General features: G+C 63.9%; 13 protein-coding genes and 1 pseudogene. 7 read left to right on the top strand and 7 right to left on the bottom strand.

Annotated features, from left to right (window positions below):
* Positions 1 to 2: 2 nt before the first annotated feature.
* Positions 3 to 917 carry a LysR substrate-binding domain-containing protein gene (locus J1777_RS03105; protein ID WP_207574370.1) on the bottom strand — a complete coding sequence of 305 codons (915 nt, stop codon included), beginning with the start codon at positions 915 to 917 and terminating at the stop codon, positions 3 to 5.
* 87 nt (positions 918 to 1,004) lie between these two features.
* On the opposite strand from J1777_RS03105, the gene J1777_RS03110 reads away from it, so the two are divergent.
* The 6 genes from J1777_RS03110 to J1777_RS03135 all read left to right on the top strand — a co-directional run bounded on the left by J1777_RS03110 (position 1,005) and on the right by J1777_RS03135 (position 10,073).
* The gene (locus J1777_RS03110; RefSeq protein ID WP_207574371.1) at positions 1,005 to 2,036 is read left to right on the top strand and encodes a YeiH family protein; all 1,032 of its coding nucleotides are present in this window, start codon (positions 1,005 to 1,007) and stop codon (positions 2,034 to 2,036) included.
* 107 nt (positions 2,037 to 2,143) lie between these two features.
* Positions 2,144 to 2,551, top strand: coding sequence for a sirohydrochlorin chelatase (locus J1777_RS03115; protein WP_207574372.1), 408 nt, complete (start codon positions 2,144 to 2,146; stop codon positions 2,549 to 2,551).
* Between the two features lie 136 nt (positions 2,552 to 2,687).
* The gene (gene putA / locus J1777_RS03120; protein ID WP_207574373.1) at positions 2,688 to 6,677 is read left to right on the top strand and encodes a trifunctional transcriptional regulator/proline dehydrogenase/L-glutamate gamma-semialdehyde dehydrogenase; all 3,990 of its coding nucleotides are present in this window, start codon (positions 2,688 to 2,690) and stop codon (positions 6,675 to 6,677) included.
* A gap of 129 nt (positions 6,678 to 6,806) precedes the next feature.
* Positions 6,807 to 8,306: a sodium/proline symporter PutP gene (gene putP, locus J1777_RS03125; RefSeq protein ID WP_207574374.1), complete on the top strand. Its 1,500-nt coding sequence runs from the start codon at positions 6,807 to 6,809 to the stop codon at positions 8,304 to 8,306.
* A 190-nt stretch (positions 8,307 to 8,496) separates the two neighbouring features.
* Complete coding sequence (locus J1777_RS03130; RefSeq protein ID WP_207574375.1) at positions 8,497 to 9,402, top strand: PDDEXK-like family protein; 906 nt, start codon at positions 8,497 to 8,499, stop codon at positions 9,400 to 9,402.
* Positions 9,403 to 9,422: 20 nt separating this feature from the next.
* Positions 9,423 to 10,073, top strand: coding sequence for a hypothetical protein (locus J1777_RS03135; RefSeq protein WP_207574376.1), 651 nt, complete (start codon positions 9,423 to 9,425; stop codon positions 10,071 to 10,073).
* Positions 10,074 to 10,231: 158 nt separating this feature from the next.
* On the opposite strand, the pseudogene J1777_RS03140 reads toward J1777_RS03135, so the two are convergent.
* From J1777_RS03140 to J1777_RS03165, 6 genes and pseudogenes are all read right to left on the bottom strand, one after another.
* Positions 10,232 to 10,426: pseudogene (locus tag J1777_RS03140) on the bottom strand (IS3 family transposase); the annotation flags it as partial.
* Positions 10,427 to 10,564: 138 nt separating this feature from the next.
* Positions 10,565 to 11,158, bottom strand: a complete 594-nt coding sequence (locus tag J1777_RS03145) for a hypothetical protein (protein WP_207574377.1) — start codon at positions 11,156 to 11,158, stop codon at positions 10,565 to 10,567.
* Between the two features lie 98 nt (positions 11,159 to 11,256).
* Complete coding sequence (locus J1777_RS03150; RefSeq protein ID WP_207574378.1) at positions 11,257 to 11,901, bottom strand: SCO family protein; 645 nt, start codon at positions 11,899 to 11,901, stop codon at positions 11,257 to 11,259.
* 32 nt (positions 11,902 to 11,933) lie between these two features.
* Complete coding sequence (locus J1777_RS03155; RefSeq protein WP_207574379.1) at positions 11,934 to 12,536, bottom strand: c-type cytochrome; 603 nt, start codon at positions 12,534 to 12,536, stop codon at positions 11,934 to 11,936.
* A 17-nt stretch (positions 12,537 to 12,553) separates the two neighbouring features.
* A complete protein-coding gene (locus J1777_RS03160) occupies positions 12,554 to 13,153 on the bottom strand; it encodes a cbb3-type cytochrome c oxidase subunit II (protein ID WP_207574380.1) in 600 nt (199 codons plus the stop codon).
* Positions 13,143 to 14,828, bottom strand: a complete 1,686-nt coding sequence (locus J1777_RS03165; protein WP_207574381.1) for a cbb3-type cytochrome c oxidase subunit I — start codon at positions 14,826 to 14,828, stop codon at positions 13,143 to 13,145. Before J1777_RS03165 ends, J1777_RS03160 begins: the two co-directional genes overlap by 11 nt.
* A 393-nt stretch (positions 14,829 to 15,221) precedes the next feature.
* Here J1777_RS03165 and J1777_RS03170 point away from each other — a divergent pair, with 393 nt between their 5' ends.
* A complete protein-coding gene (locus tag J1777_RS03170) occupies positions 15,222 to 16,061 on the top strand; it encodes an ABC transporter substrate-binding protein (protein WP_207574382.1) in 840 nt (279 codons plus the stop codon).
* Position 16,062: the final 1 nt, after the last annotated feature.

The following is a 16,062-nucleotide window of genomic DNA, read 5'->3' on the forward strand; positions in this document are numbered from 1 at the left end:
TTCTAGTTGTGGTCTTGGCGCAGTTGCCCATGCGCGTGACACGCCTGGACAAACGCGCTCAGTGGCGCGGTCAGGGTGTGCGCGGGGCGTTGCAGCAAAGAAAAATCACGCCGCAGCGGCGGCAGCAGGCTGGGCAGGATGACCAATTCGTCCCGGTCCAGCCATGGCTGCACCAGCACGCGGGACAGGCAGCCAATGCCCAGCCCCAGCGCGGCGCAGCGGGCAATCGCTTCTGAGCTGCCCAGGGTTGAGCAGGTGCTGGGCCACTCTTGCAGCAGGGGCAGCAGGCTGTGCTCCAACACCTCGCGGGTGCCCGAGCCCGGTTCGCGCAGCAGCCAGTGGGCCTGGCGCAGCGCGGCAATATCGCAGCCGTTTTGCGTCCAGCGTGAGCCGGGGCGGGCCACGAGCAGCAACTCGTCCTGGTACCAAGGCTGGCGCAGCAGTGCCGGGGTGCGGCAGGGCCCTTCGGTTAGACCCAGATCGACCTCCAGGGCCAGCACCGCGTGCTCGACCTGCTCGGTGTTGCCAATGCGCAGGTCCACGTTGATGTGCGGGTGGGTGGCCCTCAGGCGGGCCAGCACCAGGGGCAGAACATGGTTGCCAATGGTGCTGCTGGCGGCCAGGTGCAGGCGCACCGGCTGGGTGCTGGCGTTGGCGGCCCCCACGCTCAGGGCCAGGTGCTGGGCCTGCTCCAGCAGGTTGCGCGCTTGCGGCAGCAGGGTGCGGCCCGCAGCGTTGAGCACCAAGGCACGGCCTTGGCGCTCAAACAGCGTGGTGCCCAGCACGCGTTCGAGCTGCTGCAGCGCCGCACTGGTCGCCGATTGGGACAGCCCCAGCGCCCCGGCTGCCGCCACGGTGGAGCCATGGCGCACCACGGCGGTAAACACTTCCATCTGGCGCAAGGTCATGGGCAGCATGGCAGATCCTATCTATCGGTTTTTTAGTTAAGCGCAACGTAAATTATTCGTTATCCAGGCGCGTCCCGTATCCCTACAGTCGCGTCCATGCAAATTGTGACTGGGCTGGGGTCTCGGGCCGTACCGGGACTGGCATTGACGGGGGCGGGTGCCCTGCTGTGTCTGTTGTTAGAGCGCTTGCCGCTGCTGCAAGCTTGGAGTTTTGGGGCGCTGACCCTGGCGATCGGCCTGGGCATGGTGCTGGGGCATGTGCCCTGGCTGCAAGGCGCAGGCGCAACCCGCTGGGCCGCAGGGGTGCAACTGGCCAAGGGGCCGGTGCTGCGGGCGGGCATCGTGCTGTACGGCCTGCGCTTGAGCGTGCAGGACATCACGGCCCTGGGCTGGGGCGCGGTGGCGCTGGATGTGTTCATCCTGAGCAGCACCGTGGCGCTGGCCTGGGCACTGGGCCGCTACGTGTTCAAGCTGGAGCCGCGCAGCGCCTTGCTCATTGGTGCGGGCAGCGCCATTTGCGGGGCGGCGGCCGTGCTGGCAACGGCCCCGGTGGCCCAGGCGCGCGAGCGTGATGTCGGCGTGGCCGTGGCCACCGTGGTGGTTTTTGGCACGCTGTCCATGTTTTTGTACCCCTGGCTGGCAGGGGTGTTGTGGCCGGCAACGGCGCACAGCAGCCCCGGCTATGGCGTGTACGTGGGCGCCACCGTGCACGAGGTGGCGCAGGTGGTGGTGGCCGCCAGTGCCATCGGGGGCCAGGCGGCGCATACTGCGGTGATCACCAAAATGCTGCGTGTGCTGTTGCTGGCCCCGTTTTTGCTCATCCTGTCGTGGTGGCTGGGGCGCGGGGCCCCGGCCGACGGGGGGCGCGGGCGCATCACCATTCCTTGGTTTGCCCTGGGGTTTGTGGCGGTGGTGTTGCTGCACCCTGGCTTGCCGCCGCCGCTGGTGCGCCTGGGGGTGCTGCTGGACCAAGGGCTGCTGACCATGGCCATGCTGGCCTTGGGCATGGGCATCCAGTGGCAGGCGCTGCGCTGCGCCGGCATCCGGCCCTTGTGGTTGGCGGGGGCGCTGTGGCTGTGGTTGCTGGGGGCCGGTGCGGTGCTGACCCGCTGGGGGTGGCCGGGGTAATGCCAACCCCGTGCCCCCAGACGTTGCCCACCCGTTGCCCTGGCACCAGGCTATGGCGTGGGCCGTTGCGGGGCGCTGCTGGGTGCTTTTTCCGTGACAATCGCGGCATGCACACCACCCCCGCTCTCACCACCACTACGCCCATCGTCCTTTTTGCCCATGGCTCGCGCGACCCGCGTTGGGCGCAGACGCTGGACCACCTGCAAACGGCCCTGGAGCAGCAAGCCGCCGCCCAAGGGCGCACCTGCGTGGTGCGCCAAGCGTTTTTGGAGTTGATGGAGCCGCCCTTGCCCCAGGTGCTGGCCCAGTTGGGCGCCGAAGGGGCCACCCAGGTGGCCGTGCTGCCGGTGTTTTGGTCGGCAGGCAGCCATGTGCTGGGCGACTTGCCCGCGCTGATTGCCCAGGCGCAAGCGGATTACCCGCAATTGCAGGTGCAAACGTGGCCGGTGCTGTCGCGCTGGCCGGGGCTGCTCGATTGGCTGGCGGGGCAGGCGCTGGCGCAGCTGTCTGAATAATTGAATTGGCCCTGGCCGTTGCTTTTGGCCACGGAAACCAGGGTTTTCCCTGTTTTTACGAGGTGCAACCTCTGCGACATTTCAACCTGTTTAGGTTGCACCTTGGTGCGACCTTTTTGTTTAAAGGTTGTTTGCAATGTCTACTACCCTTGGTATCAAAGTTGATGAAGCGCTGCGCGAGCGCATTCGCGCAGCCGCCCAGAATTTAGGGCGCACCCCGCACTGGCTGCTCAAGCAGGCGGTGGTGCAGTATGTGGATGCGCTGGAGCGTGGCCTGCCCAGCATTCGCATTGTTGGCACCGAAAGCGCCGCCGCCGATGCGCTGGAGAGTGAAGAAAGCGCCCTGGCTCCCCACGAAGTGCAGCCTTTTTTGCACTTTGCCCAATCCATCTTGCCGCAAACCCCGCTGCGCGCGGCCATTACCGCCGCTTGGCACCGGCCCGAGACCGAATGCCTGCCCGCCCTGCTGCCCCTGGCGCGGGTGAGCGATGCCGAGCAAGCGGGCAAAGTCCATGCCCTGGCCGCCAAGCTGGTGCAAGGCCTGCGCGATGCCCCGGTGGGCAGCGGCGTGGCGGCGCTGGTGCAGGAGTTTTCGCTGTCCAGCCAAGAAGGCGTGGCGCTGATGTGCCTGGCCGAGGCTTTGCTGCGCATCCCGGACAAGGCCACGCGCGATGCGCTGATTCGCGACAAGATCAGCCAGGGCGACTGGAAATCGCACGTTGGGCGTTCGCAATCCATGTTCGTCAATGCCGCCGCCTGGGGGCTGGTGCTGACGGGCAAGCTGACCGGTACGAACAGTGAAAAAAATCTTTCATCGGCGCTGACCCGGGTGATCGGCAAGGGCGGCGAGCCGCTCATTCGCCAGGGCGTAAACCACGCCATGAAGCTGATGGGCGAGCAGTTCGTTACCGGCCAGAACATTGGCGAGGCGCTGGCCAACAGCCGCAAGTTCGAAGCCCAAGGCTTTCGCTACAGCTACGACATGCTGGGCGAGGCGGCCACCACCGAGCAGGACGCCCAGCGCTACCTGCGCGACTACGAGCAGGCCATCCACGCCATTGGCGCAGCGTCGGCCGGGCGCGGTATTTTTGAAGGGCCGGGCATCTCGATCAAGCTCTCGGCCCTGCACCCGCGCTACAGCCGCGCCCAGTACGACCGCGTGATGGGCGAGCTGCTGCCGCGCGTGCTGCACCTGGCCGAGCTGGCCAAGCAGTACGACATTGGCATGAACATCGACGCTGAAGAGGCCGACCGCCTGGAGCTGTCGCTCGATTTGATGGAGGCGCTGTGCGCTGCGCCCTCGCTCAAAGGCTGGAGCGGTATCGGCTTTGTCGTGCAGGCCTACCAAAAGCGCTGCCCGCAGGTGATCGACTATCTGATCGACCTGGCCCGGCGCAGCCGCCGCCGCCTGATGGTGCGCTTGGTCAAAGGCGCGTACTGGGACAGCGAGATCAAACGCGCCCAGCTCGATGGCCTGGCCGGTTACCCGGTCTATACGCGCAAGGTCTATACCGACGTGAGCTACCTGGCCTGCGCCCGCAAGCTGCTGGAGGTGCCGGACGCGATCTACCCGCAATTTGCCACGCACAACGCGCAAACCCTGGCCACCATCTACCACCTGGCGCAAACCGTGGGTGGCAGCTACTACAGCGGCCAGTATGAATTTCAGTGCCTGCACGGCATGGGCGAGCCGCTGTACGCCCAGGTCACCGGCGCGATTGCCGATGGCAAGTTGGCCCGCCCCTGCCGCGTGTATGCGCCCGTGGGCAACCACGAAACCCTGCTGGCCTACCTGGTGCGCCGCCTGCTGGAAAACGGGGCCAACACCTCGTTTGTGAACCGCATTGGCGACCCCAGCGTGCCCGTGGCCGAGCTGGTGGCCGACCCGGTGGAGGAGGTGCTGCAAATCGCCAGCCAAGAAGGCCGCTTGGGGGCACCGCACCCAAAAATCCCGCTGCCCGCCCAGTTGCTGGCCCAGGGCCCGCAGGGCCGCGCCAACTCGCAAGGGGTGAACTTGGCGCACGAGCAGCAACTGGCCTCGCTGGCGGCCGCCTTGCTCAATAGCACCACGCAAAACTGGCTGGCCGCCCCGGCCGGGGTGCCCCTGCCGGCCGACCCGGCGCAAGACAGCCAGTGGCAGCCCGTGCGCAACCCGGCCGAACTGACCGATGTGGTGGGCTGGGTGCGCGAAACCGATGCCGAACAAGCCCAGGCCGCAGCCGCTGCCGCCGCCCAGGCCGCGCCCATTTGGGCGGGCACACCGCCGGCCGTGCGCGGCGATGTGCTGGCCCGTGCGGCCGATTTGCTGGAGCAACGCAGCCAGCTCTTGATGGGCCTGATCGTGCGCGAAGCGGGCAAAACCCTGCCCAACGCCGTGGCCGAAATCCGCGAGGCCGTGGACTTCCTGCGCTACTACGGCGCCATGGTGGCCGACCAGTTTGACAACGCCCGCGAACGCCCCTTGGGCGTGGTGCTGGCCATCAGCCCGTGGAATTTCCCGCTGGCCATCTTCGCTGGGCAGGTGGCCGCTGCGCTGGCCGCCGGCAACGCTGTGCTGGCCAAACCCGCCGAGCAAACGCCGCTGACGGCCGCCGCCATGGTCGCCATCCTGTACGAGGCCGGGGTGCCGCGCGATGCGCTGCAGTTTGTGCCCGGCCAGGGGGAAACCGTGGGCGCAGCCCTGGTGGCGCACCCGCAGGTGGCCGGGGTGATGTTCACCGGCTCCACCGAGGTGGCCCGCATCATTGCCAAGCAACTGGCCCAGCGCCTGTCGCCCAGCGGCCAGCCGATTCCGCTGATTGCCGAAACCGGCGGGCAAAACGCCATGATCGTCGATTCGTCCGCTCTGGCCGAACAGGTGGTGGGCGATGTGCTGACCTCGGCCTTTGACTCGGCCGGTCAGCGCTGCTCGGCCCTGCGCCTGCTGTGTGTGCAGGCCGATGTGGCCGAGCGCCAGCTCACCATGCTGCGCGAAGCCCTGCAGGAGTGGAGCCTGGGCAACCCCGACCGCCAGAGCACCGATGTGGGCCCGGTGATCGACGAAGAGGCCCGCGCCCAGATCGAGGCGCACATTCAGCAGATGCAGGAAGCGGGGCAAAAAGTCACCCGCGTGCAACGCCAGGACGGCGTGTTAAACGGCCACTTCGTTGCCCCGGCGATTATTGAAATTGATAGCGCCAAGCGCTTAACTCGTGAGGTTTTTGGCCCAGTTTTGCACGTTATTCGCTTTCAGCGTGACCAGATTGACCGCTTGGTGGACGATATCAACGCCACCGGCTATGGCCTCACGTTTGGCGTACACAGCCGCATTGACGAAACCATTGACCGCCTGACCGGCCGCATCCACGCGGGCAACATTTACGTAAACCGCAACGTGGTCGGGGCCGTGGTCGGCGTGCAGCCCTTTGGCGGCATGGGCCTGTCGGGCACCGGCCCCAAAGCCGGTGGGCCGCTGTATTTGTACCGCTTGGTGCAGGGCCAGCCCAATGCCGCGCTGGCCCCGCTGCCACGTGCCCAGGCCAGCGCCCCGGTGCCGGCCCAGCAATTGCTGGCCAGCCTGCAAACCACGGTGGTGGCGGGGGTGGAGCAATCGGGCCGCATCTGCGCCGAGGCGCTGGCCGCCTCGCGCCTGGGCACCAGCGTGCTGCTCAATGGCCCCACGGGCGAGAGCAACCGCTACCGCCTGCTAGCGCGTGGCCCGGTGTGGGCGCTGCCGCGCACGCCGCTGGGCCTGGTACACCAGGTGGCCGCCGCTTTGGCCACCGGCAACCCCTGCCACGTGGTGCTGCCTGCGCAGGACAACGGCTGCGCCGCCGCCTGGCAAGCGCTGCGCGCGGCGGCCGGCGATGCCGGGGTGGCCTGGCTGCACAGTGCCGATGACCAGTCCTGGGGCGATGCCCAGGCCCCCATCACGGCCTTGCTGTTCGAGGGCGATGGCGATGCCCTGGTGGGCATTACCACCGCCGTGGCCGCCCGTGCCGGGGCCATCGTGCGCGTCGAAAGCCGCAGCAGCGAAGCCTTGCACGCCGGGCACGGCTACGACCTGGCCGCCTTGCTGCACGAGCAATCCATCAGCACCAACACGGCCGCGGCCGGGGGCAATGCCCAGTTGATGACCATGGCCTGACAGGGGCCACACCGCCTTCGTTTGGACAACCCTGGCGCGATGCGTTCGCGCGGGGTTTTCTGTTCTTAAAAATGCTGGTTTTCGCTTGCTGTGTAAGCGCTGCTAGCTATTAAAAAGTAGTACATCTCTATGCAATTTTCCTGGAACGATCCCACCGCGATCATGTTCGCGATTTACCTGCTTGCCATGCTGGCCATTGGCTGGCTGGGGTATCTGGGCACTAAAAACCTGTCTGACTACATCCTGGGCGGGCGCAGCCTGGGCAGTTTTGTCACGGCCTTGTCGGCCGGCGCGTCGGACATGAGCGGCTGGCTGCTCATGGGCCTGCCGGGGGCCATCTACGTCTCGGGCCTGTCCGAGTCGTGGATTGCCATTGGCCTGTGCCTGGGCGCTTACCTGAACTGGCGCTGGGTTGCCGCCCGCCTGCGCCTGTACACCGAGCGCGCGGGCAATGCGCTGACGCTGCCGGACTTTTTGGCCAATCGCTTCGAGGACAAGAGCAACGCCCTGCGCATCGTCACCGCGCTGGTGATTTTGGTGTTCTTCACCCTGTATTGCGCCTCGGGCGTGGTCGCTGGTGCCCGTTTGTTTGAAAACATGTTCGGCATGCCCTACGGCGTGGCGCTGTGGGTGGGCGCAGCCTGCACCATCGCCTACGTGCTGATTGGCGGCTTTTTGGCCGTGAGCTGGACGGACACCATCCAAGCCTCGCTGATGATCACCGCCTTGCTGCTGGCCCCGGTCATGGCCTGGCTGGCCTTGTCCGGTGATTTGCAGCAGGGGCTGGACCTGCACACCGTCATCACGGCCGAGCAGTTTGACCTGTTCCGGGGCGCAAGCTTTGTCGGCATCGTCTCGTTGATGGCCTGGGGGCTGGGCTACTTTGGCCAGCCGCACATTCTGGTGCGCTTTATGGCGGCCGCTTCGGTGCAAACCATCCCCAAGGCCCGCCGCATCAGCATGACCTGGATGATTTTGTGCCTGGGCGGTGCCGTGGCCGTGGGCTTTATCGGCATCCCCTACTTTGCTACCCATGCAGCCGGGGCCGCTGCCGTCAATGCCAACGCGGAAACCGTGTTTATGGAGCTGGCCAAGCAGCTGTTCAACCCCTGGATTGCCGGTGCCCTGCTGGCGGCCATTTTGGCGGCGGTGATGAGCACCTTGTCGTGCCAGCTGCTGGTGTGCTCCAGCGCCTTGACCGAAGACATCTACCGCACCTTTTTGCGCAAAAACGCCAGCCAGCAAGAGCTGGTCTGGGTGGGCCGCATCATGGTGCTGCTGGTGGCGCTGATCGCCATCGGCCTGGCCAGCGACCCCAACGCCAAGGTGCTGGGCATGGTCAGCTACGCCTGGGCCGGCTTTGGCGCAGCGTTTGGCCCGGTCATCATCTTGTCGGTGTTCTGGCAGGGCATGACGCGCAACGGTGCGCTGGCCGGCATCATCGTCGGGGCGGTCACCGTGCTGGTGTGGAAGCAGTTTGGCTGGTTGGGCCTGTACGAAATCGTCCCCGGCTTCATCCTGTGCGGCCTGACGGTGTTTGTCGTCAGCCGCCTGGGCCAACCCTCGCCCACCATGCTGGCCGCGCACGCAGCGGTGGAAAAAGAATTTGCCGCCATCGGCCAAGCCTAAAACGCCATTGCTGGCTGCGACAACGCCCCAGGGTTTGTGCCCTGGGGCGTTTTTTGCTGGCGGCCGCAAGCCAACAGGGGCTTCACACGGAAGGTGTACGTTTGTCTTCCAGGTCACGCGGGCCAGCTGCCAGGGAATTTCTAGTCTATAGTGGCCTTACTTTTAATTAATATGACCGAGACTGTCAGAGATGTCTTTCATACCCCGTCTGGATCTGGCAGATACCCTTTCCTCCTTGCTGGATGAGCTTTCCCGCGCCGACATGGGGCGCACTACTGCGCACCATGCCGAGATGCCCGATTCTGAGCAGGAGCAGGAGCAGGAGCAGGAGCAGGAGCAGGAGCAGGAGCAGAGTATTGCATCTAAACCCAGTGCGGACTTCGCGACCGCACTGTCCGCCTTACTCGAAGCACTTGCACTCGCCGGCATCGGGCAAGCAGTGCAGCCTTCGCCGGAAGCCGCACCTCCGGACATCCAGAGCCTCACCGCCTTACTCAATTCTGTGGAGCACCCCCTGCATGCTGCTCGGGCCAGTGCGTTGAACTTTGATCCGTGGAAAGTCGCCGGCCTGGGGCGGGATGAAGTGCGCAACTCCCGCGTACTCGCCTGGTTGCTTAACCCCCGTGGCAGCCACGGTTTCGGGGATGCTCTGCTGCAACGGCTGCTGAACCACCTGGCGCAGCAGCGCTCCGGCTTTCCCACCACAACCGGCCCGTACTGCCAGGTCCGCACCGAGCAAACCCCCAACGGCGAACGCAGGGAACGGGTCGATCTCGAAATCGATGCTGCAGCCTTCTATCTACTCATCGAAGTGAAGATTGGCGCGCCAGAAGGCACCGAGCAACTGAACCGCTATGGCGATGTGGCCCAGGCTATTGCCGGCGGTCGTCCCTGGGCCATCCTTTATTTGACCCCGGGCAAAACCGGCTACAAGACCGGCAACCGCTTTCAAACGCACATTCACCCCCTGTCCTGGCGGAAACTGGCGCAGATGATTGAGCAGGCCATGCCCTCAGCGCCCGCTTCACCAACGACCAGCTGGCATGCGACGCACCACGCCGTCGCGTGCTTCATACAACACATCCGCAATCACTGAGCATTCATCCGGAGCGCACCATGACCCAGAACCACACCGCAGGAACCCTGCTGTTCAAACAACTGAAAACCTTCAATGAAAGCGTTGTTTACTTCGAGCAAACCCTGCAGCCGGCCTTACTCAAAGCGATACAGGACTGTGTCGAGGATTTTTGTAGTTCGGGGAGCGGTTGGCACGGCCATTTCGACTTTCCCGAGGAATCTGATTGCCGCCTGGCTCCGCTGCACTGGCTGATCGAGCAGGGTGAAGAAGAAGTTAGTTTTCAGAAACAGACCCATAAGGCGACATTCGAAATCAACTACATCGAAGACAACAATGGCTATGACTACTGGCTTGCATTGTTCTGCGGTGTCGGCACCGCTGGCGGCGAAGCAGGATTCATGTTTGACTGCGACGGAAAGGCATTTGGTGGCAAGAATGCATGGAAAAGATGCGTCAGGCAGGCAACATCACAGCTGGACCAACTCGCCAAACTGGGCTTCAAGGACCTGGGTGACGGAAACTTCTTTCTGCCGGTTCGGCTGAACACGGATGCCCTGGCAAGCACTTGGGAGGAGTCTGGCAAGTTCGACAAGGACGATGACTGCTTTCAGCCCGTGCGGGATGCACTGGAATGCATTGCAAAAGCAGCCCCCGTTTTCGACGCGCTGATGAATAGTTGCACGCGGTAAAGGCCAATAAATGAACGGTGTGGAGCTGGCAAAAATCGCTGGTGTCCACATGCGTGATGTTGCCCCCGTATTCCAGTCCCCGTCCTAGTTGCAATAAACCGCCAACTCCGACCATGGGCTGAACCACGCCGGGTTTCGTGGAGGCTGGTTGGTTTAAGTCAGGCCGCCACCATGGAGGTCTGACTGGCGAGATGCCGGTAGTAGTTTGCCTCAGCTTCTGCAGGCGGGATGTATCCGATAAGTTCGAGCAGCCTGTGGTGGTTGAACCAGAACACCCATTGGAGCGTGGCCAGCACCGATTCACGGGTTGGCCATGACCGCCGGTGTATCACCTCGGCCTTGTACAGCCCGTTAGGTGCAGTCCGAGACCCACAGCTGGTTGGGCCGCTTGGCTTTGAACTGCCGGTTGACCCGGTCCAGTACGGTCAATAAAAATTAAAAAAGAGAGCTTTTAGCGCTTATTGGTCAAGCGTTATTGGTCTTTTTTATGATTATTTTGAATGGGATTTTTCATCGTCCTGGGCTGCGGGAAATTGGCGCGGCGCACAGGTTTGGGCTTCGCGCTGCATCACCTCGTGGGTGACGGTGCCCAGCCATGCCAGGCCTAAGGCGCTGCTGATGCCCACCAGCCACTGGCCCAGGCGGATTTGGTCGTCCTGCAAATAGGCGTTGCACAGGCGCAAGGGGCTGTCGATGTAGAGCAGGCCGACAATGGCCATCATGGCCAGCAGGTTGCCTAAAAAGAAAAACTGCAGCACCCGCCCCGCCGGTTGCCACGATAGGCGCAGGGCCAGACCGGCCAGCACCAGGGCGGTGCATTTGGCGACCTCTACCTCGGGGCGCAGCAAGGCCAGATCAAGCACGCGCGGAATCATCAGCACGGCCAAGATGCTGCTGGCTGCCACCCAGCCGGTGATGCCGTACTGGTTGATGCTGCGCCCTTGCCAAGCCGGGGGCAGGGCCCCGGCCCAAGCGGCCCCGGTCAGCAGCAGCAAGGGAAACTGCAGCACCATGTGCCGCCACATGCTGGCCTCCAGCCACTGGCGGGCCAGCACGGCCACGGCCAGTGCCAGAGCGCCAACCATTCCCTGGAGTAGGACGCTATTTTTTAGCAAAAAAGCATGAAAATGCTTATCTTTAAAGCGCAAGCAGCTATCAAAATAAGTTAATTTTGGGGCCTGGCTCATACCGCCCCCTGGGCACTGGTGCGCTGGGCTTGGCGGGCCAGATGGCGGGCGTAGTTCAGCGCCAAGTCTTGCTCGGCCAGGTCAAACACGCGCACCATGCGGCCTTGGGCATCGAACACCAGCAGGGCGGCGTTGTGCTCGTAATCGCCAAACCCGTCGGGGATGACGACCACGCCCAGTTGGCGCAGCAAGGCCGCTTGTTCGGCGGGGTTGGCCACCCGCGCAAAGCGCCAGATGGCGGGGTCGGCCCCCAGGGGGCGGGCGTAGTGGCGCAGGAGGTCGGGGGTATCGTGGCCGCCGTCAAAGCTGATCGAGAGCAGTTGCACGCCGGGGTTGTCCTGGGCCAGGGCGGCTTGCAGCTGGGCAAAACTGCTGCCCAGGGTCAGGCAGACGGTTTTGCAGCGGGTGTAAAAGAAGTCGGCAATGGTGACGTGGCCCGGCGTGGTCAGCAGCTGGGGCAGGGTGCTGGGCGCAATGCCCGTGCCATCGACGGTGACCGCCGGCACAGGCACGGGGCGCAGCGCCACTTCCAGGCGGCGCGCGCCTTCGTCCGTCCAGACCTGGAAGTCGTGCGTCAGCCAGGCGGCGGCACCAAAGCCCCCGCCCAGCAGGGCCAGACTCAACAGCACGGTGCGCAGCATGGTGGTGTCTCCTGTTTTGCGAGCTGCTAGCGCTATTTAATCAAGGCTTTGAGGGCTTCACCGCCTTCAAATGGCGTGGTGCGTTCGCTGCCAGCTTCTCTTTCTGAAGCAATAAAGTCGGCGCTGATGGCTTCGGCCTGGTTGCCCCAGGTGCTGCGGATGTGGGTCAGCACCCCGGCAATTTCGGCATCGGACAGTTGCGGGAACGGGGGCATCATGCCGTCAAAGCTTTGGCCCGCGACCTCGATCTTGCCGCTTACGCCGTGCAGCAGGATGTTGGCCAGCACTTTGGGATCGCCCACCACCCATTCCGAGCCCGCCAGCGGCGGGAACACGCCGGGCAGGCCCTGGCCATTGGCCTGGTGGCAGGCGGCGCAGTTGGCGGCAAAAATCGCCCCACCATCCACTGCTGCGCCGGGGACGGCGGCCTGGGCGGTGGGGCGCAGATCGGCCACGGTGCGCATGTCGCCCAGGTCGGTGCGCTCAATGGCGGGGTTCATGAGCAGGTAAACGATGCCAAAAATCACCATTCCCACGGCAACCACCGCCGCCAGCCAGGGCATGGGGCGGATGGCTTCCTCCGGGTCGGCGTTTTCGCGCAGTTCTTGCGGCAGGATTTTGAGTTTGTCAGGCATGGGGGATTCCTCCTGCGTTATTGCGCGGCCGCTTGCGGCTCAGCGGGCAAGATGGGGTAGTTGCGCTTAAGGCTTTGCAGGTATTGCACCAAGTCCAGCGCCTCGGGCTTGGCAACGACTACCTTGCCTTCGGGCCCCTGTCCGGGCGGGAGCTTGACCACCACCTCACCGGCATCGGCCTGGTCTTTCACCTCGAACATGTAGGGGTAGGGCGGCATGATTGAGCCGGGCACATACGCGCGCGGCTGGTACAGGTGGCCCAGATGCCAGTCTTGGCTGGGCTGGCGCACGCCAATGTTCATCAAGTCCGGGCCGGTGCGCATGCTGCCCAGCAGGTGGGGCGTGTCGTACACGTAATCGGCGGGCACCGTGGCACGGCCCCAGCCGCGCTCGGCATCGGGGGCAAAGCCCTTGTCGCGCGGTTGTTGTGAGTGGCAGTACACGCAGCCATTGGCCACGTAGCTGTCGCGCCCGCGCAGCTCGGCGCTGGTGTAGGGCTTGAGCCCTTCGGGGGGCTGGATATCGCGCACCTGCAGATAGGGCAGCACCACCAAGGCGGCGGTGGCCACGGCCAGGCTGACGAGGGCGCCGGTGGCCAGTTTGACTTCACTTTGCATGAGGAACCTCCAGGGCAGCGGCCGCTTTGGCCGGGTCACCCCACAGGGCGGGGCCGCTGCGTTCGGGCTTGACGTTGAGCAGCATGGCCAGGACGTGCCCGGCAAACACCAGGTGACTGAGCACCATCAGCGAGCCGCCCACGCTGCGCCATTGCAGGTAGGGGATGGTCACGGCCACCGAATCCATAAACGGTTTGGCCGCGTCCAGCATGGCGGTGCCCTGCAGCCAGCCGCCGATGGTCAGGAAGATGAAATAAACCATGATCCCCGTGGCCGCAAGCCAAAAATGCACCGCAATCAGGCGCGGCCAGGCCCACTCGCGGTGCAGCACGCGCGGCAGCATGAAGTAAATGGCGCCAAACAGCACCATGGTGACAAAGGCATAGGCCCCCAGGTGGGCGTGGGCCACGGTGAAGTGGGTGAAGTGGGCCACCCGATTGACTGCCCGCAGCGCTTCAAACGAGCCTTGCAGCGACGACAAGATGTACATCACCGCGCCAAACACCATAAAGCGCAGCGTCGGCGAGTATTGGGTCAGGTGTACGCGCCCGCGAATGGTGCAGACCATGTTGATGGCAAACGCCAGCACGGGCACGATCATCATCATGCTTTGCACGATGGACAGCGTCACCAACCAGCCCGGCACCGGGCCGCCGACCAGGTGGTGGCCGCCGACTTGGGCGTAGAAAAACGCCAGCGTCCAAAAACCCAGAATCGACAGGTTGTACGAGCGCACCGGTCGGCCAATCACCTTGGGCAGGAAGTAATAAATGATGCCCACACTCACCGGCGTAAACCACAGGCCCAGCACGTTGTGGCCATACCACCAGTTCATCGTGGCCTGCTGCACGCCGTAGTGCACGCCGGGCAGCTTGCCAATGGTGAACAGCACAATGATCCACAGCAGCGCCGCCAGGTGGTACCAGCTGGTGACGTACAAATGCGCCACGGTGCGGTGGCGCACGGTGCGAAACACGTTGATGGCGATCAGCACCAGGCCCAGGCCGACAAAAATGCCGATCTGCCAGGGAATTTCCAGGTATTCCATACCGGCCGTCCAGCCAATGCCAACGGCCCCGATGCCGCTGGCCACGCCAATGTTTAAAAACACCGCGCCCAACACCACCCAGGGTGCGCCGCGCAGCGTGGTGCGCATCAGGCGCGGCGTGAGCCAGACGATGGCGGCCAGCGCCGCATTGGTGATCCAGCCGTAGAACACGGCCGTCAGGTGCATGGTGCGCATGCGGCCAAAGGTTTGCCAGGCCTCGGCCACCAGCCAGTCGGGCATGTGCAGCTTCAGCGATGCAGTGAGCCCGGCCAAAGAGCCCAGCACCAGCCACAGCACGGCAAACACCAGCAGCAACAGCACCGGCCAGCGCGAGGATTCGTCGGCCAGCATGCGCTGCTCGCGGGTGAAATCGGTGTCGGGCTCGTTGTGCCAGCGCTCGTCGGGCGTTTTGGCGTTAGTGGCATTGATCGCTTTTTGCAGGCGCTCGCGGTCATGCGCGGTCAGCGTGGGGTCGTCGGCCTGGCCGATTTCCCCCGGCGTAAAAATCGCCGAAGCCGCGCCGGGGTTTTCTACCAGCAAGCCCTTGCGCATCGACCACATGAAGGCAAACAAGCCCATCAAGGAGAGCAAAAAGGCGGCCAGCAGACTCAGAACAGTGCTATTCATGGTCTCAAGCTCCTAGGTTTCTTTTTTGCGTACCCATGAGGCGTTCAAAGGTAGCTGCCCGGCCAATTGGATGCCCGTTAGGCACTTCTGTCAGACGCGCTGCAGACCAAAACCACTAGCAGCATGGTTAATGAGAAGATTTGATCTATCTTAAAGAATCGGTCTATAAGCGTGCGCGTGTAGGCGCTGAGCAACAGTCAAACGCAAGCATGCGCATGCCTTCAACAGGGCAGTGGCTTGCATCGCATCCTTGATAACCCGATGTTTGATGCTATGTTTTTCGTTGCTGTGCGTTGGACGATGCCCTGCCGTCGTTGCTGGGGTGGGGACAAATGAGGGCAACGAGGTGTAGTCTCACTCATTGGAATTCCCGTTTTTCTAAATAAAGTTTGTATGAAGTTGTCCCTCTCGTCCTGGGGACTGGGGCTGGCCTTGGCCAGCCTGGGTGTGGCTACATCCCCCTGTCCAGTCGCTGCTGAACCTGTCGCCACGTCTGTCGCCACCCACTCTGATCGTTTGGCACGCATCCAGGCCGCTGGACAGGTGCGGGTGTGTATCTGGCCGGATTACTACAGCATCTCCTTGCGCGACCCGCGCACGCAGATGCTGTCTGGCATCGACATTGATTTAGCCCAGGCCCTGGGAAAGGATTGGGGGGTGGGCGTGCAGTTCGTGGAAAGCTCTTTTGCCCGCTTGTCCGCCGACTTGCTGCAAGAGCGTTGCGACGTGGCCATGTTTGCCATCGGCATCACCCCCGAGCGCCAGCAGGTGCTGCGCTTCACCCAGCCTTATCTGGCCAGCGATGTCATGGCCATTACCACGCGCAGCAACCGCAAAATCCGCAGTTGGGGTGACATTGACCAGCCCGGCATCGTGGTGGCCGTGGCCAAAGGCACATTGCATGAGCCGTTGATGCGCGCGCGCCTCAAGCACGCCCAGCTTATCGCCCCGGAAACCCCGCACGCCCGTGAGCAAGAGGTGCAATCGGGCCGGGCCGACGTGTTTATGACCGACTTTCCTTATTCCCGCCGGATGCTGGAGACCACCGATTGGGCGCGTTTGGTGGCCCCCGTCAGTACCTACCAAATCACCTCTTACGCTTGGGCGATCAAGCCGGGGGACGATGCCTTGCACGAGCGCTTGGAAGCCTTTTTACAGACCATTAAGCGCGATGGTCGCCTGCTGGCGGCAGCGCGTAAGCACAAGCTCGATCCCATCGTCGTGCTGGATTGAA

The sequence above is a fragment of the Comamonas denitrificans genome, assembly GCF_017368815.1.
In the GTDB taxonomy this organism is placed as follows: Bacteria; Pseudomonadota; Gammaproteobacteria; order Burkholderiales; family Burkholderiaceae_C; genus Comamonas; species Comamonas denitrificans.

Excerpts from the sequence above, each read along its gene's own strand:
- J1777_RS03165 (WP_207574381.1), bottom strand. The coding sequence starts at position 14,828 with ATGAATAGCACTGTTCTGAGTCTGCTGGCCGCCTTTTTGCTCTCCTTG.
- J1777_RS03135 (WP_207574376.1), top strand. The coding sequence starts at position 9,423 with ATGACCCAGAACCACACCGCAGGAACCCTGCTGTTCAAACAACTGAAA.
- J1777_RS03130 (WP_207574375.1), top strand. The coding sequence starts at position 8,497 with ATGTCTTTCATACCCCGTCTGGATCTGGCAGATACCCTTTCCTCCTTG.
- J1777_RS03115 (WP_207574372.1), top strand. The coding sequence starts at position 2,144 with ATGCACACCACCCCCGCTCTCACCACCACTACGCCCATCGTCCTTTTT.
- J1777_RS03160 (WP_207574380.1), bottom strand. The coding sequence starts at position 13,153 with ATGCAAAGTGAAGTCAAACTGGCCACCGGCGCCCTCGTCAGCCTGGCC.
- J1777_RS03145 (WP_207574377.1), bottom strand. The coding sequence starts at position 11,158 with ATGGTTGGCGCTCTGGCACTGGCCGTGGCCGTGCTGGCCCGCCAGTGG.
- putP (WP_207574374.1), top strand. The coding sequence starts at position 6,807 with ATGCAATTTTCCTGGAACGATCCCACCGCGATCATGTTCGCGATTTAC.
- putA (WP_207574373.1), top strand. The coding sequence starts at position 2,688 with ATGTCTACTACCCTTGGTATCAAAGTTGATGAAGCGCTGCGCGAGCGC.
- J1777_RS03170 (WP_207574382.1), top strand. The coding sequence starts at position 15,222 with ATGAAGTTGTCCCTCTCGTCCTGGGGACTGGGGCTGGCCTTGGCCAGC.
- J1777_RS03155 (WP_207574379.1), bottom strand. The coding sequence starts at position 12,536 with ATGCCTGACAAACTCAAAATCCTGCCGCAAGAACTGCGCGAAAACGCC.
- J1777_RS03150 (WP_207574378.1), bottom strand. The coding sequence starts at position 11,901 with ATGCTGCGCACCGTGCTGTTGAGTCTGGCCCTGCTGGGCGGGGGCTTT.
- J1777_RS03110 (WP_207574371.1), top strand. The coding sequence starts at position 1,005 with ATGCAAATTGTGACTGGGCTGGGGTCTCGGGCCGTACCGGGACTGGCA.
- J1777_RS03105 (WP_207574370.1), bottom strand. The coding sequence starts at position 917 with ATGCTGCCCATGACCTTGCGCCAGATGGAAGTGTTTACCGCCGTGGTG.